The organism is Mycobacterium sp. NPDC050551, from assembly GCF_040674075.1.
In the GTDB taxonomy this organism is placed as follows: domain Bacteria; phylum Actinomycetota; class Actinomycetes; order Mycobacteriales; family Mycobacteriaceae; genus Mycobacterium.
This window is the reverse complement of record NZ_JBFARC010000003.1, coordinates 102,826-125,967: the sequence shown is the minus strand read 5'-3', so window position 1 is coordinate 125,967 and position 23,142 is coordinate 102,826. Positions and strand designations below refer to the sequence as shown.

The 23,142-nt window shown below is 69.5% G+C and carries 23 protein-coding genes; 14 read left to right on the top strand and 9 right to left on the bottom strand.

Annotation, left to right across the window (positions count from 1 at the left end; all coding sequences use genetic code 11):
* Positions 1 to 18: 18 nt before the first annotated feature.
* A complete protein-coding gene (locus tag AB0K11_RS13155; RefSeq protein ID WP_364977071.1) occupies positions 19 to 915 on the top strand; it encodes a hypothetical protein in 897 nt (298 codons plus the stop codon).
* The gene (locus AB0K11_RS13150; RefSeq protein ID WP_364977069.1) at positions 908 to 1,558 is read left to right on the top strand and encodes an RNA methyltransferase; all 651 of its coding nucleotides are present in this window, start codon (positions 908 to 910) and stop codon (positions 1,556 to 1,558) included. Before AB0K11_RS13155 ends, AB0K11_RS13150 begins: the two co-directional genes overlap by 8 nt.
* Here AB0K11_RS13150 and AB0K11_RS13145 read toward each other — a convergent pair.
* The gene (locus tag AB0K11_RS13145; protein WP_364977067.1) at positions 1,442 to 3,031 is read right to left on the bottom strand and encodes an MFS transporter; all 1,590 of its coding nucleotides are present in this window, start codon (positions 3,029 to 3,031) and stop codon (positions 1,442 to 1,444) included. The two genes, AB0K11_RS13150 and AB0K11_RS13145, sit on opposite strands and share 117 nt — an antisense overlap.
* On the bottom strand, positions 3,028 to 3,570 hold the full coding sequence (locus AB0K11_RS13140; RefSeq protein WP_364977065.1) for a TetR/AcrR family transcriptional regulator: 543 nt from the start codon (positions 3,568 to 3,570) through the stop codon (positions 3,028 to 3,030). Before AB0K11_RS13140 ends, AB0K11_RS13145 begins: the two co-directional genes overlap by 4 nt.
* 93 nt (positions 3,571 to 3,663) lie before the next feature.
* Here AB0K11_RS13140 and AB0K11_RS13135 point away from each other — a divergent pair, with 93 nt between their 5' ends.
* From AB0K11_RS13135 to AB0K11_RS13115, 5 genes are read left to right on the top strand one after another with little or no spacing between them, the layout of a single operon-like run.
* On the top strand, positions 3,664 to 4,782 hold the full coding sequence (locus AB0K11_RS13135; RefSeq protein ID WP_364977063.1) for a glycoside hydrolase family 76 protein: 1,119 nt from the start codon (positions 3,664 to 3,666) through the stop codon (positions 4,780 to 4,782).
* Positions 4,725 to 6,647, top strand: coding sequence for a Na+/H+ antiporter NhaA (gene nhaA, locus AB0K11_RS13130; RefSeq protein ID WP_364977061.1), 1,923 nt, complete (start codon positions 4,725 to 4,727; stop codon positions 6,645 to 6,647). The genes AB0K11_RS13135 and nhaA overlap by 58 nt, the downstream gene beginning before the upstream one ends.
* Before the next feature lie 25 nt (positions 6,648 to 6,672).
* Entirely contained in the window at positions 6,673 to 7,830 is a 1,158-nt protein-coding gene (locus AB0K11_RS13125) for an XdhC/CoxI family protein (RefSeq protein ID WP_364977059.1), read from the top strand.
* Between the two features lie 24 nt (positions 7,831 to 7,854).
* A complete protein-coding gene (locus tag AB0K11_RS13120; protein ID WP_364977057.1) occupies positions 7,855 to 8,697 on the top strand; it encodes an alpha/beta fold hydrolase in 843 nt (280 codons plus the stop codon).
* 29 nt (positions 8,698 to 8,726) lie between these two features.
* On the top strand, positions 8,727 to 9,635 hold the full coding sequence (locus AB0K11_RS13115) for an LLM class F420-dependent oxidoreductase (RefSeq protein WP_364977055.1): 909 nt from the start codon (positions 8,727 to 8,729) through the stop codon (positions 9,633 to 9,635).
* A 5-nt stretch (positions 9,636 to 9,640) separates the two neighbouring features.
* On the opposite strand, the gene arr is transcribed toward AB0K11_RS13115, so the two are convergent.
* The 4 genes from arr to AB0K11_RS13095 all read right to left on the bottom strand — a co-directional run bounded on the left by arr (position 9,641) and on the right by AB0K11_RS13095 (position 13,145).
* Positions 9,641 to 10,069: an NAD(+)--rifampin ADP-ribosyltransferase gene (arr, locus tag AB0K11_RS13110; protein ID WP_364977053.1), complete on the bottom strand. Its 429-nt coding sequence runs from the start codon at positions 10,067 to 10,069 to the stop codon at positions 9,641 to 9,643.
* Between the two features lie 180 nt (positions 10,070 to 10,249).
* Complete coding sequence (locus AB0K11_RS13105) at positions 10,250 to 11,227, bottom strand: aldo/keto reductase (RefSeq protein ID WP_364977051.1); 978 nt, start codon at positions 11,225 to 11,227, stop codon at positions 10,250 to 10,252.
* Positions 11,228 to 11,267: 40 nt separating this feature from the next.
* Positions 11,268 to 12,257, bottom strand: a complete 990-nt coding sequence (locus AB0K11_RS13100) for an aldo/keto reductase (RefSeq protein ID WP_364977048.1) — start codon at positions 12,255 to 12,257, stop codon at positions 11,268 to 11,270.
* 3 nt (positions 12,258 to 12,260) lie between these two features.
* On the bottom strand, positions 12,261 to 13,145 hold the full coding sequence (locus AB0K11_RS13095; protein WP_364977046.1) for an aldo/keto reductase: 885 nt from the start codon (positions 13,143 to 13,145) through the stop codon (positions 12,261 to 12,263).
* A 101-nt stretch (positions 13,146 to 13,246) separates the two neighbouring features.
* On the opposite strand from AB0K11_RS13095, the gene AB0K11_RS13090 reads away from it, so the two are divergent.
* Complete coding sequence (locus AB0K11_RS13090; RefSeq protein ID WP_364977044.1) at positions 13,247 to 14,140, top strand: helix-turn-helix transcriptional regulator; 894 nt, start codon at positions 13,247 to 13,249, stop codon at positions 14,138 to 14,140.
* A gap of 19 nt (positions 14,141 to 14,159) precedes the next feature.
* Here the strand turns inward: AB0K11_RS13090 and AB0K11_RS13085 are convergent, their stop codons facing one another.
* Entirely contained in the window at positions 14,160 to 15,071 is a 912-nt protein-coding gene (locus AB0K11_RS13085) for a helix-turn-helix transcriptional regulator (protein ID WP_364977042.1), read from the bottom strand.
* Between the two features lie 147 nt (positions 15,072 to 15,218).
* Here AB0K11_RS13085 and AB0K11_RS13080 point away from each other — a divergent pair, with 147 nt between their 5' ends.
* Genes AB0K11_RS13080 through AB0K11_RS13065 form a run of 4 tightly spaced genes read left to right on the top strand, consistent with a single transcriptional unit; the run spans position 15,219 to position 19,195 of the window.
* The gene (locus AB0K11_RS13080; RefSeq protein WP_364977040.1) at positions 15,219 to 16,469 is read left to right on the top strand and encodes an MFS transporter; all 1,251 of its coding nucleotides are present in this window, start codon (positions 15,219 to 15,221) and stop codon (positions 16,467 to 16,469) included.
* An 8-nt stretch (positions 16,470 to 16,477) separates the two neighbouring features.
* Positions 16,478 to 17,617 carry an alpha/beta hydrolase gene (locus tag AB0K11_RS13075; protein ID WP_364977038.1) on the top strand — a complete coding sequence of 380 codons (1,140 nt, stop codon included), beginning with the start codon at positions 16,478 to 16,480 and terminating at the stop codon, positions 17,615 to 17,617.
* A 23-nt stretch (positions 17,618 to 17,640) separates the two neighbouring features.
* Positions 17,641 to 18,126, top strand: coding sequence for a cupin domain-containing protein (locus AB0K11_RS13070; protein WP_364977036.1), 486 nt, complete (start codon positions 17,641 to 17,643; stop codon positions 18,124 to 18,126).
* A 43-nt stretch (positions 18,127 to 18,169) separates the two neighbouring features.
* Positions 18,170 to 19,195, top strand: a complete 1,026-nt coding sequence (locus AB0K11_RS13065) for a zinc-dependent alcohol dehydrogenase family protein (RefSeq protein ID WP_364977034.1) — start codon at positions 18,170 to 18,172, stop codon at positions 19,193 to 19,195.
* A gap of 9 nt (positions 19,196 to 19,204) precedes the next feature.
* On the opposite strand, the gene AB0K11_RS13060 is transcribed toward AB0K11_RS13065, so the two are convergent.
* The gene (locus tag AB0K11_RS13060) at positions 19,205 to 19,912 is read right to left on the bottom strand and encodes a VTT domain-containing protein (RefSeq protein ID WP_364977032.1); all 708 of its coding nucleotides are present in this window, start codon (positions 19,910 to 19,912) and stop codon (positions 19,205 to 19,207) included.
* Between the two features lie 118 nt (positions 19,913 to 20,030).
* On the opposite strand from AB0K11_RS13060, the gene AB0K11_RS13055 reads away from it, so the two are divergent.
* The gene (locus tag AB0K11_RS13055; RefSeq protein WP_364977030.1) at positions 20,031 to 21,044 is read left to right on the top strand and encodes an alcohol dehydrogenase catalytic domain-containing protein; all 1,014 of its coding nucleotides are present in this window, start codon (positions 20,031 to 20,033) and stop codon (positions 21,042 to 21,044) included.
* 45 nt (positions 21,045 to 21,089) lie between these two features.
* On the top strand, positions 21,090 to 22,124 hold the full coding sequence (gene fbaA / locus AB0K11_RS13050; protein ID WP_364977028.1) for a class II fructose-bisphosphate aldolase: 1,035 nt from the start codon (positions 21,090 to 21,092) through the stop codon (positions 22,122 to 22,124).
* Here fbaA and AB0K11_RS13045 read toward each other — a convergent pair.
* Positions 22,121 to 23,092, bottom strand: a complete 972-nt coding sequence (locus tag AB0K11_RS13045; RefSeq protein WP_364977026.1) for a DUF4878 domain-containing protein — start codon at positions 23,090 to 23,092, stop codon at positions 22,121 to 22,123. The genes fbaA and AB0K11_RS13045 overlap by 4 nt on opposite strands.
* Between the last annotated feature and the right edge of the window lie 50 nt (positions 23,093 to 23,142).

Below are 23,142 nucleotides of genomic sequence, written 5' to 3'. Positions count from 1 at the left end.
CGCCGACCGTGAACACCAGTGCGTAGGCTGATCGCGGCCGTCGCGGCCGTGGTCCTCACCGCGGTGTCCGGCTGCTCGGATGACGCCGCCACCGACGAGAACCACTACGGCGCAACGGCTGTCGCCATCGGTGAGTCGCAGTCAGTGCTGGGCTGGAACCTCTCGGTGGCGAACCTGCGGTTCGACGGCGACCTCGTGCTGGTCGATGTGGACGCGGCCCGCAACGCCGACGATGCCGCCCCCGCGGACAGCCTGCGCTTCGGCCTCTACGGCGCGCTGTATCACCCCATCGAGGCCAACGCGGTCGGCGGATGCCGGGACGCCGAGACGCTGGACATCCGGCCCGCGGCGGCGCCGACGCCCGACCGGCTCAGCGGCACTGTCTGTCTCGGCCCGATGCGCGACCAGAGCCAGGTGCGGGGCGTCTATGTCTATTCGCCGAAGGACCGGGTTCCGGGCACCACCGTCGCCTATCCCGCCGCATTCCCGGTCGGGATGGTGGCCACCCCCGGCACGGACACCGGTCTGAGCCTCAAGACCACCAGCGTCGACGCCTTCGACGCCGAGGGTATGCAGATCGCCCCGACCGCCATCGGCGCGCCCGACGCGTTCACCGGCGACGGCTACATGCTGATGGGACTGGAGATCACCGGCGCTTCGACCCGCTACGGCGACGACGCCGTCCGGCGCGGCGGCCCGCTGATGGTGGTCGTCGGGCCGACACTCCCGCCGCCGGGGCTGAGCTATGCGTGCTCCACCTACGGGTCCTCGGTGCTGGTGCTACCCGACACCTCACGGGACGCCGTCGCGCTCAACGCGTCGCTGTGTACGCAGGGCGACATGAACGCCGCGCTGCTCTACGCCACGGTCTCGGTGGTCGGTACCCACGCCGCCCTGTGGACCACCCGTGACTGACCAGGACGCGCCGGGTCCCACCGAGTGGCACGCGACGCCGGGGGTCGGACCGTGGCCGGGGCCTGCGCCCTCCGACCCGCGCTTCGATCCGGACCTGTTGCGCGACGGGGACACCCGCAACGTCGTCGACGCCTACCGGTACTGGACGCGGGAGGCGATCGTCGCCGACATCGACCGGCGTCGCCATCCGCTGCACATCGCGATCGAGAACTTCGGCAACGACGCCAACATCGGCGCGGTGGTGCGCACCGCCAACGCGTTCGCCGTCGACACCGTGCACATCGTCGGCCGCCGGCGCTGGAATCGCCGCGGCGCCATGGTGACCGACCGCTACCAGCGGCTGTGCCACCACGACAGCACCGCCGAACTGCTGGCGTTCGCGGCGGACGCCGGCCTGACCGTCGTCGCGGTGGACAACGTCCCAGGCGCGACCCGCCTCGAGCAGACGACCCTGCCCCGGCACTGCCTGCTGATCTTCGGGCAGGAAGGACCCGGTATCACCGAGGACGCGAAAGCCGGTGCGACGTCAACGGTTTCGATTGCACAGTTCGGTTCGACCCGCAGCGTCAACGCCGCCGTGGCCGCCGGCATCGCCATGCACGCCTGGGTCGTCCAGCACGCCGACCTCGGCCTGGCCTGGTAGCGGTGCGCTGCGCAGCAGCAGCCACACGCCCAGCGCCGACACCAGCATCAGCACCGCTCCTGCGCCGGAGGCGAAGGCCAGCCCGGAGGTGAAGGCCTCCTGCGCGGCGGTGCGCAGCGCATCACCCTGGTCGGCGGGGAGTCCTTCGGAGACCTGGACCGCGGCGGCCAGCGAGTCCTGGGCGTGCGCGGCCGCTTCCGCCGGAGTGCCGGGCGGCACGGTGAAGCCGCGGTAGACACCGGTGACGATCGATCCGAGCACGGCGATGCCAAGGGCCATGCCGAGTTCGTAGGCGGTCTCGGACACCGCGGCCGCCGCGCCCGCTCGCTCCTTGGGCACGCTGGCCAGGATGACGTCGCTGGCGACGGTGAAGGCCAGCCCGAGTCCGACGCCGACGATGAACAACGTCACGCCCAGCTGCGGATACGGCGTGTCGGGGCGGATCAGCGTCAGCGTCGCCATCGCCAGCCCGACCATCGTCAGGCCCGCGGTGAGCACCGCCCGTTGGCTGAGGTAGCGCACCGCGACGCCGGCCAGCACGCCGAACACCGTGGCCGCCAGCGCGGCAGGCACCTCCGCCAGCCCGGCCTGCAGCGGGCCGTACCCCTTCACCAGCTGGAAGAACTGCGAGAGGAAGAACACCAGGCCCGAAAGGCCGAGCACGGAGAGCAGATTCGCGCCGACCACACCGGAGAAGGCGCGGTTGGCGAACAGCCGTACGTCGATCAGCGGGCTGGGCAGCCGCAGCTGGCGCCGGACGAACCAGGCCAGCGCCGCGGCGCCGACCACCGCCGCGACGGCACCGTCGACGCGGAAGCCGTGTGCCGCGGTCTCTTTGACGGCGTAGACGACGGCGAGGATGCCCGCCATCGACAGCGCGACCGACGGCAGGTCCCACGGACCCGGGTGCGGATTGCGGTGCTCGGGGAGCAGTAGCAGGCCACCGGCCACCAGCACGACCATCACCGGCACGTTGATCAGGAACACCGAGCCCCACCAGAAGTGCTCGAGCAGCACACCGCCCAGCACCGGGCCGAGCGCTGCGCCCGCGGAGAACGTCGCCGCCCAGATGCCGACGGCCAGCGACCGTTCGCGGGAATCGGCGAAGATGCTCCGGATGAGCGCCAGCGTGGCAGGTGCGAGCGTCGCCCCGGCCACACCCTGCAGCGCGCGGCCCGCGATCAGCAGTTCGGCGGTCGGCGCGTAGGCGGTCAATGCCGAGACGGCGCCGAATCCGATCGCACCGAACAGCAGCAGCTTCCGCTGGCCGATCCGGTCGCCGAGGCTGCCCATCGTGATGAGGAGGCTGGCCAGGACGAAGGAGTAGATGTCACCGATCCAGAGGATCTCGGTGGCGGTGGCGCCGAGGTCTCGGCTGATGAAGGGGGTGGCCAGCGCCAGCACCGTGCCGTCGATGCCGATCAGCAGCACCGCCAGGGTCAGGATGCCCAGGGCGAACCAGCGGCGGCTCATGGTGTCTGTACTCCGTTCAACAGCAGTTCGGTGATCATCCGGTTGAAGTCGCGGGCCGGCACCCGGCCCACCTGGCTGGCCCAGCCGTATCCGGCGACCAGGCTGTAGAGGGCCTCGGTCAGCCACGCGGCGGTGAGATCGGGACGGAACTCCCCGGCGCGCTGGCCGCGCTCGAACAGCCTCGTCATCTCAGCGTCGACCTCGGCCCAGCCCTCGAGCGAGGCGTCCATGTCGACGTCCTGGCTCTGGCTGTACAGCAGCGCGAGGTAGGGCGACACCGGCTCGCACGCGGCCACCAGCCTGCGTAGCGCTTCGGTCGCCGAATCCTCCTGCAGGCGCGCGCTGTTCAGGGCGCCGCGCATCTCGGCGATCGCGAGGTCGTCGAGCGCGGCGAGCAGCGCCGGCTTGCCGGCGAAGTGCCGGTGCAATGTGGCGCGGCTGACGCCGACGGCCGCGGCGATCTCGTCCTGGGTGGCGTTGGGCCGGCGTCCGAGGAAGTCCGCGGCCGCCCGCAGCAGGTGTTCGCGATCGACGGCCATGAGACGACTATAACCCTGATGAGACAAAAGTGTCTCATGGCTTTCCGCCCAGCGACCCTCCCGCATGCCGCCCGGTGAGGCAGGATCAAGGCCATGGATCAGCTGTGGGCCAATCGCGCGGCCAGCGCCGAAGCCGCGATCACCAAGCGCCATCTCAAACGGCTGTGGGGCCTGCCCGGCACCCAGCTCGGCGTGGTGGCCTGGCCGTCGGCGCGGCGCCACTCGTGGTTCGGCACCTGGCACTACTGGTGGCAGGCGCACCTGCTGGACTGCCTCGTCGACGCGCAGGTGCGCGACCCGCAACCGGAGCGGCAGAGCCGGATCGCCCGCCAGGTCCGGTCACATCGGCTGCGCAACAACGGCTCCTGGGTCAACGAATACTACGACGACATGGCGTGGCTGGCCCTGTCCCTGGAGCGGGCCTGCCGGCTGGCCGGGGTGGAGAAGCCGCGGGCGCTCAAGAAGCTCGCCGATCAGCTGGTCAACGCGTGGGTGCCCGAAGACGGCGGCGGCATCCCGTGGCGCAAGCAGGACCAGTTCTTCAACGCACCGGCCAACGGCCCGGCCGGGATCTTCCTCGCGCGCTACGACGACCGGCTGCGGCGCGCCCAGCAGATGGCGGACTGGATCGACGAGGTGCTCATCGACCCCGAGAGCCACCTCGTCTTCGACGGCATCAAGGCCGGCTCCCTGGTGCGTGCCCAGTACACCTACTGCCAGGGCGTCGTACTCGGGCTCGAGGTGGAGCTCGCCGCACGCACCCAGGACGACGACCACGCGCCCCGGGTGCACCGGCTCGTCGCGGCCGTCCGCGAGCACATGGCGCCCGACGGGGTGCTCAAGGGAGCGGGCGGCGGCGACGGTGGCCTGTTCCACGGCATCCTCGCGCGCTACCTGGCCCTGGTCGCCACCGACCTGCCGCAGCGCACCGCGGAGGATGCCGCCGCCCGTGACACCGCCCGCGACCTGGTGCTGACCTCCGCGCAGGCCGCCTGGGACAACCGGCAGACCGTCGACGGCCTCCCACTGTTCGGTGCGTTCTGGGAGCGCACCGCCGAGGTGCCGACGCTCGCAGGCAAGGAGGCGGAGTTCGTCGAGGGCGCCGTCAACGCCTCCGAGATACCCGAGCGCGACCTCTCGGTGCAGCTGTCGGGATGGATGTTGATGGAGGCCGCGCACACCGTCGCCGAATCGCAGGCCGCCACGACGTGACGACGGCCTTTCCCCGGATCGTCCGCCTGCTGCCGACCCGGTTCAGCCGGGACCCCAGCACACCGCGGTCCACCGAGAACACCGCCGCCGCGCTGCTGCTGCTGTTCACCCTGCTGGCCATCGGGTGGGCGAATTCGCCGTGGGCCGAGACGTATTCGGTGTTCTGGGACACCGACATCGGGTTGAGCTTCGGCGAATACCACACCGAGATGTCGGTCAAGCACCTCGTCAACGACGGCCTGATGGCGTTCTTCTTCTTCATCGTCGGGCTCGAGGTCAAGGCCGAGTTCGCGATCGGCGAGCTGACCGACCGGTCGCGTGCCGCGGTGCCGGTGGTCGCCGCCGTCGCGGGGCTGATCCTGCCCGCCGTGATCTTCCTGGCGTTCAACCCCTCCGGCGACGACGCCCAGGCCTGGGGTGTGGTGATCTCCACCGACACCGCCTTCCTGGTCGGCGCGCTGGCGGTGATCAAGCCGAAATTCCCGGCGCGGCTGCGCATCTTCCTGCTGACCCTGGCGGTGGTCGACGACGTCGGCGCGCTCGGGGCGATCGCCCTGTTCTACACCGACGACCTGCGGGTGACCCCGCTGATCGTCGCCATCGTCCTGATCGGCGCCCTTGCCGGGGTGCGGTTCCTGCCCAGGCTGCGCGGTCCGGCATACGCGGCGCTGGGCTTCGCGCTGTGGATCGCGCTGTACATCGCCCATGTGCATCCGACCCTCGCCGGGGTCGCCGTCGCGCTGCTGATCCCCGTGTTCACGCCCGAACGGCGCCAGGTGGAACAGACCGTCGACCTGATCCGCGCGTTCCGCCAGTCACCCAACCCCGAGTACGCCCGCGCGGTCACCCGCGGCCTGCGCGAGTCGATCTCGATCAACGAGCGCCTGCAGACCGCCGTCGGCCCGTACGTCTCGTTCCTGGTGCTGCCGATCTTCGCGCTGGCCAACGCGGGCGTCCGATTGGACGAGCCGACCGTCATGGCCGCGCTGGGCTCGACCCTGACGTGGGGCATCGTCGCGGGCCTGGTGCTCGGCAAGTTCGTCGGCATCACCGCGGCCACCGCCCTGATGCGGGCCACCGGCCTCGGCCAGCTCTCGCCGGGGATGTCGCTGCGCCGGGTCGCAGGCGGCGCGCTGCTCTCCGGCATCGGGTTCACCATCTCGCTGTTCATCGTCGACCTCGCCATCGACGATCCGCTGAAGCAGGACGAGGCGCGGGTCGGCGTGTTGATCGCCTCGGTGCTGGCGTTCGTGCTGGGCTGGGCGTTCTTCCGGATCACCGACCTGATCAGCCCTCCGGAGGCGGTCGGGATGAAGCTGGTCCGCCCGATCGACCCCGACCGGGACCACGTCAAGGGACGACCGGACGCGGCGCTCTCTCTCGTCGAGTACGGCGACTACGAATGCCCGTTCTGCAGCAGGGCCACCGGGGCGATCGACGAGGTGCGGGCACACTTCGGCGACCGGCTCATCTACGTGTGGCGGCACCTGCCGCTGGAGCGGGCCCATCCACGGGCCTTCGACGCCGCCCGCGCGGTCGAGGGCGCCGCGCTGCAGGGCAAGTTCTGGGAGATGGGCCGCGAGCTGTTCGCCCACCAGGACGACCTGGAGTGGTCCGACATCTACCGCTACGCGGTCGGCGTCGGCCTCGACATCGAGCGCTTCGACCAGGACGTGCGGGTGCACGCGTCGAAGGTGCTGCACCGGGTGCAGGACGACGCGCAGGACGCCGAGGTGATGGACCTCAACTCCACGCCGACGTTCTTCGTCAACGGCAAGCGGCACAAGGGCCCCTGGGACGCCGCCAGCCTGATCCGCGCGCTGGAGGCCGGCCTCCCGGGCGATGCGACCGAGGTCCCGCGCTGAGCACCTGCCCAGTACCGTGGTCGGCGTGAGGGACGTGTTCGCCGACCTGCTCGCGGTCTGGCGCGACGGCGGCACCGCGGGGGTGGCGACGGTGGTCCGCACCTTCCGCTCGGCGCCGCGCCCGCCCGGCGCGTCGATGGTGGTCGCGCCGGACGGCACGGTCAGCGGGTCGGTGTCGGGCGGCTGCGTCGAGGGGGCGGTGTACGAGCTGGCCGGTGAGGTCGTCGCCGACGGCACGCCGCGGCTGCAGCGCTACGGCGTCAGCGACGACGACGCCTTCGCCGTCGGGCTGACGTGCGGCGGCATCCTCGACGTGTTCGTCGAGGCCGTCTCGCAGCGCACGTTCCCCGATTTCGACGCGGTGGTCGAGGACATCGACGCCCACCGCCCGGTGGCGACCGCGACCGTCGTCACCCATCCCGACCCGTCTTGGGTGGGACGGCGGCTGGTGGTGCGTCCCGACAACGCGGGCACTCCCGTCACCGGCACACTGGGTTCGGCGCGGGCGGACGCGGCGGTCACCGACGACGCCCGCGGCCTGCTGGATGCCGGCCGCAGCGAGGTGCTGACCTTCGGCCCCGACGGCGAGCGGCGCGGCGTCGGCATGGAGGTGTTCGTCGCCGGCCACGCGCCGCGGCCGCGCATGCTGGTGTTCGGGGCGATCGACTTCGCCGCGGCGGTGGCCCGGCAGGGGTCGCTGCTCGGCTACCGCGTCACGGTGTGCGACGCCAGGGCGGTGTTCGCCACCCCGGCGCGCTTCCCGACCGCCGACGACGTGGTGGTCGAGTGGCCGAACCGCTATCTGGCGGCGCAGTCCGAGGCGGGCGCCGTCGACGGCCGCACCGTGATCTGCGTGCTCACCCACGACCCCAAGTTCGACGTGCCGCTGCTCGAGGTGGCGCTGCGGCTGCCGGAGATCGGCTACATCGGCGCGATGGGGTCGCGGCGCACGCACACCGACCGGCTCGACCGGCTGCGGGCGGCCGGGCTCACCGACGCCGAGCTGATGAGGCTGGCCAGCCCGATCGGCCTCGATCTCGGCGCGCGGACCCCCGAGGAGACCGCGGTGTCGATCGCGGCCGAGATCATCGCGCGGCGCTGGGGCGGCACCGGAAGGCCGCTCGGCGCCACCGGCGGCCCCATCCACCACGAGCACGACGAGGCCGGCGTCTTGCCTTCATGATCGGCCAGGGACGACACTGACGGTATGGAAAAGTACCGGCGCGGCGACCTGGTGTTCGACGTCAAGGACGTGGGTCCGCCGGACGGGCCGGTGGTGGTGCTGCTGCACGGCTTCCCGCAGCACAACGACAGCTGGGACGCCGTCATCGCCCGGCTCAGCGCGCAGGGTTTCCGCTGTCTGGCGCCCAATCAGCGCGGCTACTCGCCCGGCGCCCGCCCGCGGCGGCGGCGGGACTACAAGACCACCGAGCTCGTCGCCGACATCGGCGCGCTGATCGACGCCAGCGGCGCCGACAAGGTGCACGTGGTCGGCCACGACTGGGGCGCCGCCGTCGCCTGGGGCGTCGCGTCGGAGTACCCCGACCGGCTCGCGACGGTGTCGCCGGTGTCGGTGCCGCACCCCGCGGCGTTCCTCAAGTCCATGCCGACCAGCAAGCAGGGCCTGGCGTCCTGGTACATGTACGTCTTCCAGTTGCCGTGGCTGCCGGAGTTCCTGCTCACCCGCAACGGCGGCGAATTCTCGACGAAGTCGCTGCAGCGCATCGGTCAGACCCGGCAGGCCGCCGAACGCGACACCCGCGCGATGCTCGAGCCGGGCGCGATGACTGCAGGCCTGAACTGGTACCGGGCCATGCCGCTGACCGACCTGCGGCGGGCGGCCGGCAAGATCACCGTGCCGACGATGTACGTGTGGAGCGACAACGACGCGGCGCTGCTGCCCAAGGCCGCCTACGAGACCGAGCGGTACGTCGCGGCGGACTACCGCTTCGAGGTGATGCCCGGCGTCTCGCACTGGATTCCCGAGGAGAAGGCCGACGAGCTGTCGGACCTGCTGCTGGAGTGGTTCGCCGCCCACCCGATCACCTGACTCGACACCCGTCGAGTTAAGTTGAGCGGGTGACTGATTCCGGTAAGCCCGAGATCGCCTTTCCGTCCCGCGTCGGTGTCTGGTGGGCCAGCGAGACATGGTCGATCACCGAGGCCCAGGACGTCGCCCGCGAGATCGAGGCGCTCGGCTACGGCTCGCTGTTCATCCCCGAGGTGACCGGCAAGGAGTGTTTGACCCAGTCGGCGGCATTCCTCTCGGCGACCGACCGCCTGGTGGTGGGCACCGGGATCGCGAACATCCACATCCGGCTGCCGTCGGCCGCCGAGACCGGCGGTCGCACCCTCAACGCGCAGTATCCCCACCGCTTCGTGCTGGGCCTCGGCGTGAGCCACGCGCCGCTCGTCGAACACGGGATGGGCGGTACGTACTCGAAGCCGTTGGCGACGATGCGCACCTACCTCGACAAGATGGCAGCGGTGTCCGAGATGATCGAGCCGGGCGCTCCCCGCCCCACCCGGCTGCTCGCGGCGCTCGGCCCGAAGATGATCGAACTCTCCGGCACCCACGCCGATGGCGCCCACCCGTATCTCGTCACCCCGGCGCAGACCCAGACCACCCGCGACATCCTCGGGCCGGACAAGTGGATCGTCTCCGAGCAGGCCGTCGCCTTCGGTGGCACCGACGAGGACCAGCTGCAGCGCGCGCACCAGCATCTCGACGTGTACAGCGGGCTGCCGAACTACCGCAACTCGTGGCTGCGGCAGGGCTTCGAGGAATCCGACCTGGTGCGCGGCGGCTCGGACCGGCTGGCGCGCGGCGTCGTCGGCCTGGGTTCGGTGGCCGACGCGGCGGCCTCGGTCACCGCCCACCTCGACGCCGGCGCCGACCACGTCGTGGTGCAGGTGCTCGGGGACAACCCGATGGCCGACCCGCGGCCGGCTCTGCGGGAACTGGCCAAGGCGCTCCCGCTGGGGTGAGCCCCCTAGTCGTAGATGACGTCGAGCCCCTTGCGCCTCAGATCGGCGAGGCCGTCGCGCATGGACTGCAACTGCTCGGCTGAGTGGCCCACCCAGTCCGTCAGTTCGCCGACGATCTTCACCGGCTCGCGGGTGCGGTAGGAGCGGGTCGGATTGCCGGGCAGCTTCTTGTCCGTGACGTTCGGGTCGTCCTCCAATTCGCCTTCTGGTTCCACGATGTAGATGCGGCCCCGGCCTTCGCCGGCGGCCATCTCGGCCCCCCACACCGCGGCGTCGAGTGTCTGCGTCACGTAGACGTGGTTCATGATCCGTCCCGCTTCGTAGTTCGATTCGCGCCCGGGCACCAGGAGATCACCCACCGACAGGTCGGCCCTGGTGCCGTGCAAGTACGCGCCGCTCGGGTGAACCTCGAACGGTTTCGGCGTGTTCGTCACTCTCAACCCCCATGGATCGTTACTGGCCGGAGGATTGTGCAGCACGTACCGGGCCTTGCGGCAAGCCCCCACCCCTGCCTTAAAGTGAGAGCGGGAAGAGGCGTGAAGCTGTCCCGCGAGTGTGAATTTGGCGACGAGTTTCGGCGCACATCGTCGTCACGTTCACGCTCGCGCGACGCTTCAGCGGTCGATCATCGCCATCTGCGCTTCGTTGTGGTGATCGCCCGCGGGCGGAGTGAGATCGTTCAGCTTCTCGAGGTGCGCGGCAGTGAGTTCGACGGCGTCGGCGGCGACGTTCTCCTCCACCCGGCTCACGCGCTTGGTGCCCGGAATCGGTGCGATATCGTCGCCCTTGGTCAGCAGCCAGGCGATGGCTACCTGGGCAGGTGTGGCGCCCACTTCTGTGGCGATCGCCTGCACCTCGTCGGCGATCTGCAGGTTGCGGTCGAAGTTCTCGCCCATGAACCGGGGACTGGTCTTGCGCCAGTCGTGGTCGTCGAGGTCGTCCATCGACCGGATGGCGCCGGTCAGGAAACCGTGCCCGAGAGGCGAATACGGCACGAAGCCGATGCCCAGTTCGCGCAGTACCGGAAGGATGGCGGGCTCGGGGTCCCGCGTCCACAGCGAATACTCGGACTGTAGAGCGGTGATCGGATGCACCGCATGGGCACGGCGGATGTTGTCCACCCCGGCCTCGGATAGGCCCAGGTGCCGCACCTTTCCTTCGGTCACCAATTCCGCCATCGTGGCCACGGTGTCCTCGATCGGGGTGTTGGGATCGACGCGGTGCTGGTAGTACAGGTCGATGTAGTCGGTACCCAGCCGGCGCAGGGACCCCTCCACGGCGGTGCGGATGTTGGCCGGGCTACTGTCCAAAGTGCCTGGGCCGCCGCCGGTATGCGACACCATGCCGAACTTGGTGGCCACCACCACCTGGTCGCGCCGACCCTTGAGCGCCTGCCCGACCAATTCCTCGTTGATGTACGGGCCGTAGATCTCCGCAGTGTCGATGAACGTGACGCCGAGGTCGACAGCCCGATGAATGGTGCGGATCGACTCCGCGTCGTCGGTGCCGGCTCCGGTGTACCCGAAAGACATGCCCATGGCTCCGAGGCCGATTCGCGAGACGTCGAGGTCCCGCAGATTCGCGTGTTTCACGTTGGTCTCCTCATGCTGATCTGGTTGTTCGCGCGACGTTTCAGAGGCCGACCATCGCCATGCCGGCCGGGTTGTATCGGTCGCCCTGCACGCCGACCCGTGCGGCCAGGACATCGAGCTCTGCGACATCGTCGGCCGACAGCGCAATCTCTGTGGCACCGGCGTTCTCGTCGATGCGGCCACGGCGGCGGGTGCCGGGGATGGGCACGATCCACGGCTGCTGGGCGAGGAGCCAGGCCAGGGCGATCTGCCCCGGCGCGGCGCCCTTGGCCTCAGCGAGCGTGCGCACCTGGGTCACCAGCGCCTCATTCGCGGCAATGTTCTCCGCGGTGAACCGCGGGATCGTCGCCCTGACGTCACCGGTGGCGAAGTCCGTTGTCTGCGAGATGGTTCCGGTGAGGAACCCCTTGCCGAGCGGGCTGAACGGGACGAACCCGATGCCCAGTTCCGCGCATGTGGGCAGTACGTCTGGCTCGGGATCCCGGGTCCACAGCGAGTATTCGCTCTGCACGGCCGTGACGGGATGCACGGCGTGGGCGCGCCGGATGGTGGCGGCCCCGGCCTCCGACAGCCCGAAGTGCCGCACCTTTCCGGCCTGCACCAGGTCGGCGACCGTGCCTGCGACGTCCTCGATGGGCACATTCGGGTCGACCCGATGCTGGTAGAACAGGTCGATCACGTCTGTCCGGAGGCGGCGCAGCGACGCGTCGGCGACGCGCCTGATCTGTTCGGGGCGCGAGTCGGTGCCGACCATCTTGCCGTCCTGGATGTTCCAGCCGAACTTGGTGGCGATCACCACCCGGTCGCGCAGTGGCGCCAACGCCTCGCCGACGAGTTCCTCGTTGACGTAGGGCCCGTAGACCTCGGCCGTGTCGAAGAACGTCACCCCGGCTTCTTCGACCGCATAGCGCAGTACGCCGATCATGTCGTCGCGGTCACCGGGGTTGGGCCCGTAGCTCTGCGACATCCCCATGGCGCCGAGCCCTACCGCCGAAACGCGAAGTCCCTGGCCGAGTGTGCGGGTGTGCATGCCTCAGGCCTCCGGAATCTTGACGCCGTAGTTCTCGCGGGTGACGGCCTCGGGCTCCGGGCCGCCGCGCACACCGGTGTCCAGCGCGTCGATGGCGGCCAACTGCTCGGCGTTCAGGTCGAAGTCGAAGACGTCGAAGTTCTCGGCGATCCGTGACGGCGTCACCGACTTCGGGATCACCTGGCGGCCCTGCTGCAGATGCCATCGCAACATCACCTGAGCCGGAGTCTTCGAGTGCGAAGCCGCGATCTCGCCGATGACCGGGTTGTCGAGGGTCGAGGTGTGCGGCCCCTCGCGGTAGAACGTGATGCCGCCGATCGGTGCCCAGGCCTGGTTGAGGATGCCGTGTTCGTCGTCGAACGCGAGCAGCTCCGACTGCCGGAAGTAGGGATGGACCTCGATCTGGTTGATCGCAGGCACCACCTCGGTTTCGGCCAGCAGCTTCTCCAGGTGGGGAGGCATGAAGTTGGAGACGCCGATCGCGCGGACCTTGCCGTCGGCGTAGAGCTTCTCCAGCGCCTTGTACGCACCGATGGTCAGGTCGAACTCGCCCGGCAGCGCCTGGTGCAGGATCAGCAGGTCGAGCTGCTCGACGCCCAGCTTGCCGACGGCCTTGTCGAAGGCGTGCAGTGTGGCGTCGAAGCCGAAGTCGGTGATCCACACCTTGGTCTCGATGAAGATGTCGTCGCGGGCCAGCCCGGACCGGCGAATCGCCTCGCCGACCTCGCGCTCGTTGCCGTACGCCGCGGCGGTGTCGATGTGCCGGTATCCGGTCTGCAGCGCCGTCTCGACGGCGGCGATGGTCTCGTCCGGCGCGGTCTGGAAGACGCCGAAGCCCAGCACGGGAATCTCGAGGCCGTTGTTGAGGGTGAAGGTGGGGATGCTCATGTCATCGACGCTAAACCTCGCCGACCACACCTGGGAGTGCCTGATCAGCGGGGTACCGGCAGTACCTCCCAGCCGCCTCCGCGCCTGCCTACCGTGGAGCCATGACCGCGATCGACCTGCGCAGCGAAGTCCGTGAATTCCTCAGCTCGCGGCGTGCGCGCATCAGCCCCGAGCAGGCGGGACTCCCGGCCTACGGCGGCAACCGTCGGGTCAAGGGACTGCGGCGCGAAGAGGTCGCGATGCTGGCGGGGGTGTCGGTCGACTACTACGTGCGCATGGAGCGCGGCAGTCTGGCCGGCGCGTCGGAGGGCGTGCTGGACGCGCTGGCATCCGCGCTGCAACTCGACGAGGCGGAGCGTGAGCACCTCTATGCGCTCGCCAGGCAGTCCGGGACCGGGAGCAGCCGTCGCAAGCGCAGGACACCGGGGACCGTCCGGCCGGCCCTGCAGCAGGTCCTCGACGCCATCGGCGACGCGCCCGCCTGGATCCGCAACGGGCGCCACGACGTGCTCGCGATGAACCAACTGGCCCGCGCGCTCTACGCGCCGGTGCTCGCCGACCCGCGCCGCCCCGCGAACACCGCGCGGTTCGTGTACCTGAATTGCGAGGCTGCCGAGCAGTTCTTCGTCGACTACGACAAGATCGCCCGCGATGCGGCCGCGATGCTTCGCCTCGAAGCGGGCCAGAACCCGCACGACGAAGACCTGATCGCCTTGGTCGGTGAGTTGTCGACGCGCAGCGAGCTCTTCCGGAAGCAGTGGGCTTCTCAGGACGTCCGCTTCCACCGGTCCGGCCGAAAGCGGTTGCGCCATCCCGTCGTCGGTCAGCTCGATCTGGACTTCGAGGCGATGCAGCTGCCCGCCGACCCCGGCCTTCAACTCAACATCTACACGGCGCCGGCGGACACACCCACCGCCGACGGACTCAAGCTGCTCGCTTCGTGGGCGGCCAGCCAGGACGGTCTCGCCACGGAACGGGCCGCAACCAAGGGATGAGGCGCTGCCGGCGACGGTCCTACTGGGGCTCACCCTCGGGTCGGGCTGTTGTCGACCGGAGCCTCGGCGGGACATCGGAGTCGCCGCTGTCGGTCGCCGCCCAGCTGGCCAGGAGCGTGAGGTTGTCGGCGGACTTCGATGCCGGTTCGGCCGTGTATGCAGTCAGCGAAAGGCCAGCGCCACCAGGGATGTCCATGACGTCATAGGCCAGCTCCAGCTCGCCGACGGCGGGGTGACGGAAGGTCTTGGTGCCGCTGTAGTGGGTGCGGACGTTGTGCGTCGCCCAGCGTTGGCGGAACTCGTCCGACTGGGTCGACAGCTCCCCGACGAGGGCGGACAGCGCGGCGTTTCCGGGAGTCCGGCCGGCTTCGGTGCGGAGCAGAGCGACCGCGACGTTGGCCGCGCCGTCCCAGTCGGGGTAGAAATCGCGCGCCGCGGGATCCATGAATGCGAAACGGGCGAGGTTCGGGACTTCGGGTTCGGCGTCGTAGGCCGGTGAGTAGAGCGCCCGGCCCAGCATGTTGGCGGCCAGCAGATCCATGCGGCCGTTCCGCACGATCGAGGCCACCCCGGTCATTCCGTCGAGCACCCGCTGAATGCTGGGGCTCAGGCGTGGTCGTTTCACGCTCGCCGTCCTGCTGCGCGGTGAGGAATTGGCGGCACGGGCCAAGCGGTGCAGATGCAGCCGTTCGGCTTCATCCAGCTGCAGGGCGTTGGCGATCGCCTCGAGCACCGTCTCCGACACCCCGGCGAGGTTGCCCCGTTCGAGGCGGTTGTAGTAGTCCACGCTCACCCCGGCCAGCGCGGCCACTTCTTCGCGGCGCAGCCCGGGCACGCGGCGGGTGCCGTAAGACGGCAGGTTGACCCGCTCAGGGGAGATCCTGGCGCGCCGGGTCACGAAGAACTCCCGGATGTCGCTCCTGCTGTCCATGAGCCCAGGGTAGGCAGTCACGACGCGGTCAGGGGTGCCCTGTCAGTACATGGAACAGCCGAACCTGTTACCGGCCCTCGCGAACGGGTTTCGTGGTCATCGGAAGAAGTCGAGCATCACCCCGGAAACCGAGGAGTCGAACCCGCCATGAACCCCTCCCGCAGCGACGGCAGCACCCGATTGCCGCTGTTGGTGTACGTCCTGGCAGCAGGAATCTTCCTCATGGGCACAACCGAGTTCATGCTCGCCGGCGTTCTTCCCGAGGTGGCCGCCGACCTCGGCGTCAGCGTCGCCCAGGCAGGACTGCTCATCACCGCGTTCGCGGTCGGCATGATCGTCGGCCCGCCGGTCATGGCGTTGGCCACGCTACGGATGCCCGCGCGCGCCACCCTGGTCGGCGCACTGACGGTGTTCGCCGTCGGGCATGCGGTGGCGGCGGTCAGCGAGTCCTTCGCCGTGCTGACCGTTGCGCGCGTCATCACCGCGCTGGCCACCGGAACCTTCTGGGCGGTCGGAGCGGTGGTGGCCACCGCGGCGGCCGGTCCCGCAGCCGGTGCGCGAGCGCTGGCAGTGATGTCGGGCGGCTTGAGCCTGGCCGTGGTGGCAGGTGTGCCCCTGGGCACCTTCGCCGGCCTGCTCACGGGGTGGCGGGGTCCGTTCTGGCTGCTGGCCGGGCTGTCGGTGATCGTGGCTGTCGCGGTGCAGCGACTGGCACCCGCCACGAACGGCGACCGATCCGCCGAGCTGTCCGTCCGGGGTGAGGTCGAGGCGATCCGGCCCTGGCGGGTGTGGGCGGTGCTGGCGGCGATCGTGTTGGCCCAGGCCGGTTTCCTGGGCACCTACAGTTTCATCAGCCCGTTGTTGACCGGTCGCTCCGGTATCCCGGAGGCGCTCGTCCCCGTCGTGCTGGCGGGGTTGGGGATCGGCGCACTGGTCGGTACCGCCGTCGGGGGTCGCTTCGGAGACCGTCATCCGCTGGCCGTCATCGCCCTGGCGACGACGTCATCGGCAGCGGCGATGCTGACTCTTGCGGCCTCAGCCGGCCACACGACGATCGCGGTGGTTCTCGTGGTGCTGCTGGGCGCGTTCGGACTCGGCGCCAACCCGGTGTTGATCGCGCAGGTCCTCCGTCACGCCGGCGGTGGTTCGACCCTGGCCTCGTCGCTGGCCACTGCCGCGTTCAACATGGGCACGGCGGCCGGATCCGCACTCGCGGGCGCCATGCTCTCGACACCGCTGGGGCTGACCGGACCCGCCGTCCTCGGTGCGCTGATCACCGGTTCGGCACTGATGCCGCTGACGATCCTTGCCGTCGCCCACCGCCGAGCCGGACATGGTCGCGGCCTCCGCCGAACACCGAAGTCACTGCCGGACAGGCAATTCGAATTCCAACGATAGGAGTGGACATGACGATGGATGTCAATCAGGACCGTGAAGCGCAGAACCACAGGGGCTTCGGCCGCCGCGGACTGACCGTTGCCGCATCGGTGGTGGCGATTCTGGCCGCTGCCGGTTGCACGGCCTCCCAGCCGGGCGGCGCACCGGCACCCCCGGTGCCCGCGGCCGCGACGCCGGATCTGCCCCCCGGTGACATCGGCCGAGGCGCGGACAACTTCTACAGCAGCGACCAGGTGACGGTCCAGAAGGTCACGTTCAAGAATCAGTATCAGATGAACGTGGTGGGAAATCTGTTCGTGCCCAAGAACATGGCGCCGGACGCGAGTGCTGCCGCGATGGTCGTCGGTCACCCGATGGGAGCGGTCAAGGAGCAGAGCGCCAACCTGTACGCCACCAAGATGGCGGAACAGGGATTCGTCACGATGTCGTTGGATCTGTCGTTCTGGGGTGAAAGTGACGGCCTGCCACGCAATGCCGTGTCGCCGGACATCTACGCCGAAGACTTCAGCGCGGCCGTCGATTACCTGCGCACCAAACCATTCGTCGACCGCGAACGCATCGGCGCTCTGGGCATCTGCGGCAGCGGCAGCTTCGTCATCAGCGCGGCGAAGATCGATCCTCGCATCAAGGCCGTCGCCACGGTCAGCATGTACGACATGGGCGCCGCCAACCGCGACGGGCTGCGCAACGCCGTCAGCCTCGAACAGCGCAGGCAGGTCCTCACGCAAGCCGCACAGCAGCGCGACGCCGAATTCGCCGGTGCCCCGACAGAATTCACCGGCGGCACACCTGAGGAGCTGTCCGCAGCGTCGTCGCCGATCGACCGCGAGTTCTACGACTTCTACCGCACCGCACGCGGACACAGCCCCGACACCAGCACCCATCCCACGCTCACCAGCAACGTCAAGTTCATGAACTTCTACCCGTTCTCCGACATCGAGACCATCTCACCCCGGCCGATGCTGTTCATCTCCGGTGACCAGGCCCATTCGCGCGAGTTCAGCGAGGACGCCTATCGGCTCGCCGCCGAACCCAAGCAGTTCGTGCTCGTTCCCGGGGCCGGGCACGTCGACCTGTACGACCGGGTCGACCTCATTCCCTTCGACACGCTGACCACCTTCTTCCGGACAAATCTTTCCCCTGCATGAGGACACCCGAGAGGACGACACAGATGAAGCCGATCCTGGCGATGACTGCCCTGCTGGCCGCGGCCACCTCGTTGACCCTGGCGAAGGCAGGGCCCGCCGGCGCCGACGACGGCATCCAGATCTCAACCGATCAGGAGCGGCCGACCGCAGCAGGGCCCGACGAGAACTTCACCGGTCAGGTCGGGGTCAAGCCGCTGTTCGACCCGAACGACGCCCGCACATTCGGCGCGGCCGAGGTGACCTTCAGCCCGTGCGCCCGAACGGCCTGGCACACCCATCCCGGCGGGCAGACGCTCATCGTCACCTCGGGCACCGGTTGGGTGCAGCAGTGGGGCGGTCCCAGGCAACCGATCAACTCCGGCGACGTGATCTGGACCGAGCCCGGCGTCAAGCACTGGCACGGCGCCCAGCAGGACACCGAGATGACCCACATCGCCGTCCAGGCCACCGTCGACGGGCGTCCCGTCGACTGGATGGAACACGTCACCGACGAGCAGTACCGCGGATGACCGACCGGCCATCGACGACAGTTCACGAGAGGAAGGGATCGCCATGCGTGGCGTAGTGATGCACACCCCCGGCGATGTACGGGTCGAAAACCGGGACGACCCGGAGATCATCGAGGCGACCGACGCGATCATCCGGGTCGCCGCAACCTGCATCTGCGGCTCGGATCTGTGGCCGTATCGCGGCGTCGAATCCGCCGACCATCAGGTCATGGGACATGAGTACGTCGGCGTCGTCGAGGAGATCGGCAGCGCGGTGAGGACCCTCGACGTCGGAGACTTCGTCGTCGGGTCCTTCTTCGCGTCCGACAACACCTGCGAGATCTGCCGCGCCGGATATCAGAGTCGCTGCGTGCACGCCGTACTCATGGGCGCGGCGATCGGCACCCAGGCCGAACGCGCCCGCATCCCCCTTGCCGACGGCACCCTGGTCGCCACGCCCGGCCACCCCGACCCCGAACTGATCCCCTCGCTGTTGGCGGCCTCCGATGTGCTCGGCACCGGTTGGTTCGCCGCCGTGGCCGCCGAGGCGGGGCCCGGCAAGACGGTGGCCGTCGTCGGTGACGGCGCGGTGGGCCTGATGGGCGTGCTGGCCGCCAGGCAGCTCGGCGCCGAGCGCATCATCGCCATGTCGCGACACCCCCAACGGCAGGAACTGGCGCGCTTCTACGGTGCCACCGACATCGTCGAAGGACGTGGCGACGAAGGAGTCGCCAGGGTCAGGCAACTCACCGACGGGCTCGGCGCCCACAGCGTCATCGAGGCCGTCGGCACCCAGGAGTCGATGTTGCAAGCGATCCGGTCCGCCCGGCCCGGCGCACACGTCGGCTACGTCGGGGTCGCCCACGACGGTGTCACACTGCCCGCCGATGAGCTGTTCTTCTCCGCGGTGCATCTGCACGGCGGCCCGGCACCGGTGCGCCGGTTCCTCCCGGAGCTGATCCAGCTGATCTGGGATCGGACAATCGATCCAGGCAGGGTGTTCGACCTGTCGCTGCCCCTCGACCAGGCCGCCGACGGGTACCGGGCCATGGACGAACGCCGGGCGGTCAAGGTGCTGCTCACCTGCTGACCGATCGACCTAGTCGGCGGCCGGCTCGATCGGCGGGGCCGGGATGCCGGCGCGGCGGGCCGCGCGGCGCCGCTTGATGAACTCGATCAGCATCGGCAGCACCGACGCCAGCACGATCGCGATGAAGATCGGCTCCAGCAGCTTCTGGATGATCTCGAACTGGCCGAGCCAGAAGCCGAGCAGCGTCAGGCCGACGCCCCACACCACCGCACCGAGGATGTTGTACAGCGCGAACACCGGATAGCTCATCCGGGCGGCGCCCGCGGTCAGCGGGGCGAGCGTCCGCACGATGGGCACGAACCGGGCCATCACGATCGCGAACGGTCCGCGCTGCTCGAAGAACAGGTGCGCCTCGTCGAGGTAGCGCTGCTTCAGGAAGCGCGCGTCCGGTTTGAACATCGCGGTGCCGAGGTTGCGGCCGATCCAGTAGCCGACCTGACCACCCAGGATGGCCGCGATCGGGATGAACACCAGCAGCTGCCAGAGCTGGAAGTCGGGCACCTCTTTGCCCTGTTCGGCCGCGGCGGCGGTGCCTGCGGCCAGCATGCCTGCGACGAAGAGCAGTGAGTCGCCCGGCAGGATCGGGAACAGCACCCCGGACTCGACGAAGATCACCACCAGCAGTCCGACGAGCGCCCAGGTGCCGAAGTATCCGAGCAGGGTCATCGGATCCAGGAATTCGGGCATCAGCGCCAGATGGGTGGTCGGGGTGGTCATGGCACCCCAAGATACCGGCGCGGCCGCGGCGTCCCGAAATTCAGCCGCGCGGCCCGGGCCGGTGAACTTCCTGCTAACGGGAATCCATCTAGCTATTCGCATAGCTAGGGTTGTATTCATGGCTACCCATTCCGCCGTCCAACTGGCCGCCGTCGGCGAGAAGCTGACCCTCGTCGACGTCGAGACCGCCGCCCCCGGGCGCGACCACGTCCGCATCGACGTCGCCGCGTGCGGCGTCTGCGGCACCGACCACGCCTTCGTCAACGGCGCCTTCCCCGGCATGACGTGGCCGCTCACCCCGGGTCACGAGGTGGCGGGCACGATCGCCGAAGTGGGCGACGGCGTCGAGGGCTTCGAGGTGGGCGACCGGGTGGCGGTCGGCTGGTTCGGCGGCAACTGCAACCGCTGCGTTCCCTGTCGCAAGGGCTTCTTCATGCAGTGCGAGCGGGGCCAGATTCCCAGCCTGAGCTATCCCGGTGGCTATGCAGAGTCGATCACCGTCCCCGCGACCGCGCTCGCCCGCATCCCCGACGAGCTGTCGTTCGCGGAGGCCGCACCGATGGGCTGCGCCGGGGTGACCACCTTCAACGCGCTGCGGCAGACCCGGGCCGTCGCCGGGGACCTGGTGGCGGTGCTCGGCATCGGCGGGCTCGGCCACCTCGGTGTGCAGTGGGCCAGGGCGATGGGCTTCGAGACCGTCGCGATCGCCCGCGGCGCGGGCAAGGCGGACGACGCCAAGGCCCTCGGCGCGCACCACTACGTCGACTCCACCGCCGGTGACGTCGGCGAGGCGCTGCAGAAGCTGGGCGGGGCCGCGGTGGTGCTCGCCACGGCGGCGAACTCGAAGGCCATGGCCGACACCGTCAGCGGACTCGCCCCGCAGGGTGAGCTGGTCATCGTCGGCGTCACCGCCGACCCGCTACCGATCAGCCCGATGCAGCTGATCACCCCGGGACTCAGCGTCACCGGCCATCCGTCGGGCACCGCCCGCGACGTCGAGGAGACCATGCACTTCGCAGTGCAGTCCGGCGTGCGGGCGATGATCGAGGAGCGGCCGCTGGCCGAGGCCGCCGAGGCGTACGCGGCGATGGACGAGGGACGCGCGCGCTACCGCATGGTCCTCACCATGTGACGACTCGCCATGTGACGCCGGCCCGATCGGCGCATACTGGCTCCCATGCCGATCGCCACGCCCGAGGTGTACGCCGAGATGCTCGGCCGCGCCAAGGAACACTCGTTCGCTTTTCCCGCCATCAACTGCACGTCGTCGGAGACCGTCAACGCGGCGATCAAGGGCTTCGCCGACGCGGGCAGTGACGGCATCATCCAGTTTTCAACCGGCGGTGCGGAATTCGCGTCCGGCCTCGGTGTCAAGGACATGGTGACCGGCGCCGTCGCGCTGGCGGAGTTCGCGCACGTGGTCGCCGAGCGCTACCCGGTGACCGTCGCACTGCACACCGACCACTGTCCGAAGGACAAGCTGGACACCTACGTCCGCCCGCTGCTGGCGATCTCCGCCGAACGGGTGGCGGCCGGTCGCAATCCGCTGTTCCAGTCGCACATGTGGGACGGGTCGGCGGTGCCGATCGACGAGAACCTGTCGATCGCGCGGGAACTGCTAGCCCAGGCCGTCGCCGCGAAGATCGTGCTGGAGATCGAGATCGGCGTGGTCGGCGGCGAGGAGGACGGCGTCGAGGCCGAGATCAACGACAAGCTCTACACCTCGGCCGAGGACTTCGAGAAGACCGTCGACGCGCTCGGCACCGGCGAGCACGGGAAGTACCTGCTGGCCGCCACCTTCGGCAACGTGCACGGCGTGTACAAGCCGGGCAACGTCAAGCTCAAGCCAGAGGTGCTCGCCGAAGGACAGCGGGTGGCCGCCGCGAAGCTCGGACTTGGCTCCGACGCAAGGCCTTTCGACTTCGTCTTCCACGGCGGCTCGGGCTCGCTGAAGTCGGAGATCGAGGACTCGCTGAAGTACGGCGTGGTGAAGATGAACGTCGACACCGACATGCAGTACGCGTTCACCCGCTCGGTCGCCGCGCACATGTTCACCAACTACGACGGTGTGCTCAAGGTCGACGGCGAGGTGGGCAACAAGAAGGTCTACGACCCACGCAGCTACCTGAAGAAGGCCGAGGCGTCGATGTCGGAGCGCGTCGTCGAGGCCTGCCGGGACCTGCACAGCGACGGCAAGTCGGTCACCGCCTAGTTGGCGGGCGCTTGGCAGATCTTCCACTGGTCGTCGCGGAACTGCAGGTCGAAACTCCGCGTCGAGCGGGTCTGCGGCGCGAACGCCATGAAGGTGGTGACGTTGGCCTCGGCGTGATCACCGTTGACCACCACCTGGTCGATGCTCGCGACGACGGGATACTGCTTGGCCGCCGACACCCGGGCGTGGGTGTCGGCCCACGTCCGGTCGTTGTACTTGACGTAGCTGTCACGGGTGGCGCCGCAGGTGATGCTGCGCAGCGTCGCGAGGTCGCCCTTCTGCATCGCGGTGTCGTAGTTCTGGATGGTCGTGCGGACCTGTTCCTCCTGCGACACCCCGCCGTCCGAGCCGCGGGTCAGCAGCAACGTGCCGAGGATCGCGATGGCCGCCAGCGCGGCGATCACCAGCACGACGGCCGCGACCCAGCCCCAGCTGCGCTTCTTCGTGGGCTGCGGTGGTCGCGGCTGCTCGCCGCGTGGCGGGATCAGTTGCGGGGTGGCCGCTTTCGGCTGACCCGCCGAGTCGCCGCCTGCCGGAGCTGCGGATGTCGCGAACACCTCGGTGGCCGGCTCCTGCGGGCTGTCGATCTTCTGCGTGGTGCCCGCGTCGAAACCGGACGGCGCGGTGAACCGGCGCTCGCCCGCCTGCGATTCGGCCTGCGGATCGGTGGGCTGTGAGGTGGAGGCGAAGACCTCGGTCGCCGGTTCGTGATCGTGCTCGACCGGCACCAGGACTGCGTCCTCGGGTTCGGCGTCGTGCGGTTCGGGTTCCCGCGGCGTCGCCGCGATCGCCTCGGTGGCCGGCTCGTGCCCGCCGTCCGCCTGCTGGACGTCGATGACCTCGGTCTCGGCGGCGGACTCGGGGGTCGGCTCCGATTCTCCGGATTCGGCCGTCGGAATCTGCTCCTGCGCGTCGGCCGTCGGCTCGGTCGGCTCTTCGCCTCGTTGCGGCCCTGGTGGGTTCGACATCCCTGCTGCTTTCCTCCTCCGCGCGTCCTACGCCGGAAGCTTATCGACCC

Coding starts and splice junctions, on each gene's coding strand:
- AB0K11_RS13145 (WP_364977067.1), bottom strand. CDS start 3,031: ATGAGCCGCCGCTGGTTCGCCCTGGGCATCCTGACCCTGGCGGTGCTG.
- AB0K11_RS13140 (WP_364977065.1), bottom strand. CDS start 3,570: ATGGCCGTCGATCGCGAACACCTGCTGCGGGCGGCCGCGGACTTCCTC.
- AB0K11_RS13135 (WP_364977063.1), top strand. CDS start 3,664: ATGGATCAGCTGTGGGCCAATCGCGCGGCCAGCGCCGAAGCCGCGATC.
- nhaA (WP_364977061.1), top strand. CDS start 4,725: ATGGATGTTGATGGAGGCCGCGCACACCGTCGCCGAATCGCAGGCCGC.
- AB0K11_RS13120 (WP_364977057.1), top strand. CDS start 7,855: ATGGAAAAGTACCGGCGCGGCGACCTGGTGTTCGACGTCAAGGACGTG.
- AB0K11_RS13100 (WP_364977048.1), bottom strand. CDS start 12,257: ATGCACACCCGCACACTCGGCCAGGGACTTCGCGTTTCGGCGGTAGGG.
- AB0K11_RS13095 (WP_364977046.1), bottom strand. CDS start 13,145: ATGAGCATCCCCACCTTCACCCTCAACAACGGCCTCGAGATTCCCGTG.
- AB0K11_RS13090 (WP_364977044.1), top strand. CDS start 13,247: ATGACCGCGATCGACCTGCGCAGCGAAGTCCGTGAATTCCTCAGCTCG.
- AB0K11_RS13085 (WP_364977042.1), bottom strand. CDS start 15,071: ATGGACAGCAGGAGCGACATCCGGGAGTTCTTCGTGACCCGGCGCGCC.
- AB0K11_RS13080 (WP_364977040.1), top strand. CDS start 15,219: ATGAACCCCTCCCGCAGCGACGGCAGCACCCGATTGCCGCTGTTGGTG.
- AB0K11_RS13075 (WP_364977038.1), top strand. CDS start 16,478: ATGACGATGGATGTCAATCAGGACCGTGAAGCGCAGAACCACAGGGGC.
- AB0K11_RS13070 (WP_364977036.1), top strand. CDS start 17,641: ATGAAGCCGATCCTGGCGATGACTGCCCTGCTGGCCGCGGCCACCTCG.
- AB0K11_RS13065 (WP_364977034.1), top strand. CDS start 18,170: ATGCGTGGCGTAGTGATGCACACCCCCGGCGATGTACGGGTCGAAAAC.
- AB0K11_RS13060 (WP_364977032.1), bottom strand. CDS start 19,912: ATGACCACCCCGACCACCCATCTGGCGCTGATGCCCGAATTCCTGGAT.
- AB0K11_RS13055 (WP_364977030.1), top strand. CDS start 20,031: ATGGCTACCCATTCCGCCGTCCAACTGGCCGCCGTCGGCGAGAAGCTG.
- fbaA (WP_364977028.1), top strand. CDS start 21,090: ATGCCGATCGCCACGCCCGAGGTGTACGCCGAGATGCTCGGCCGCGCC.
- AB0K11_RS13045 (WP_364977026.1), bottom strand. CDS start 23,092: ATGTCGAACCCACCAGGGCCGCAACGAGGCGAAGAGCCGACCGAGCCG.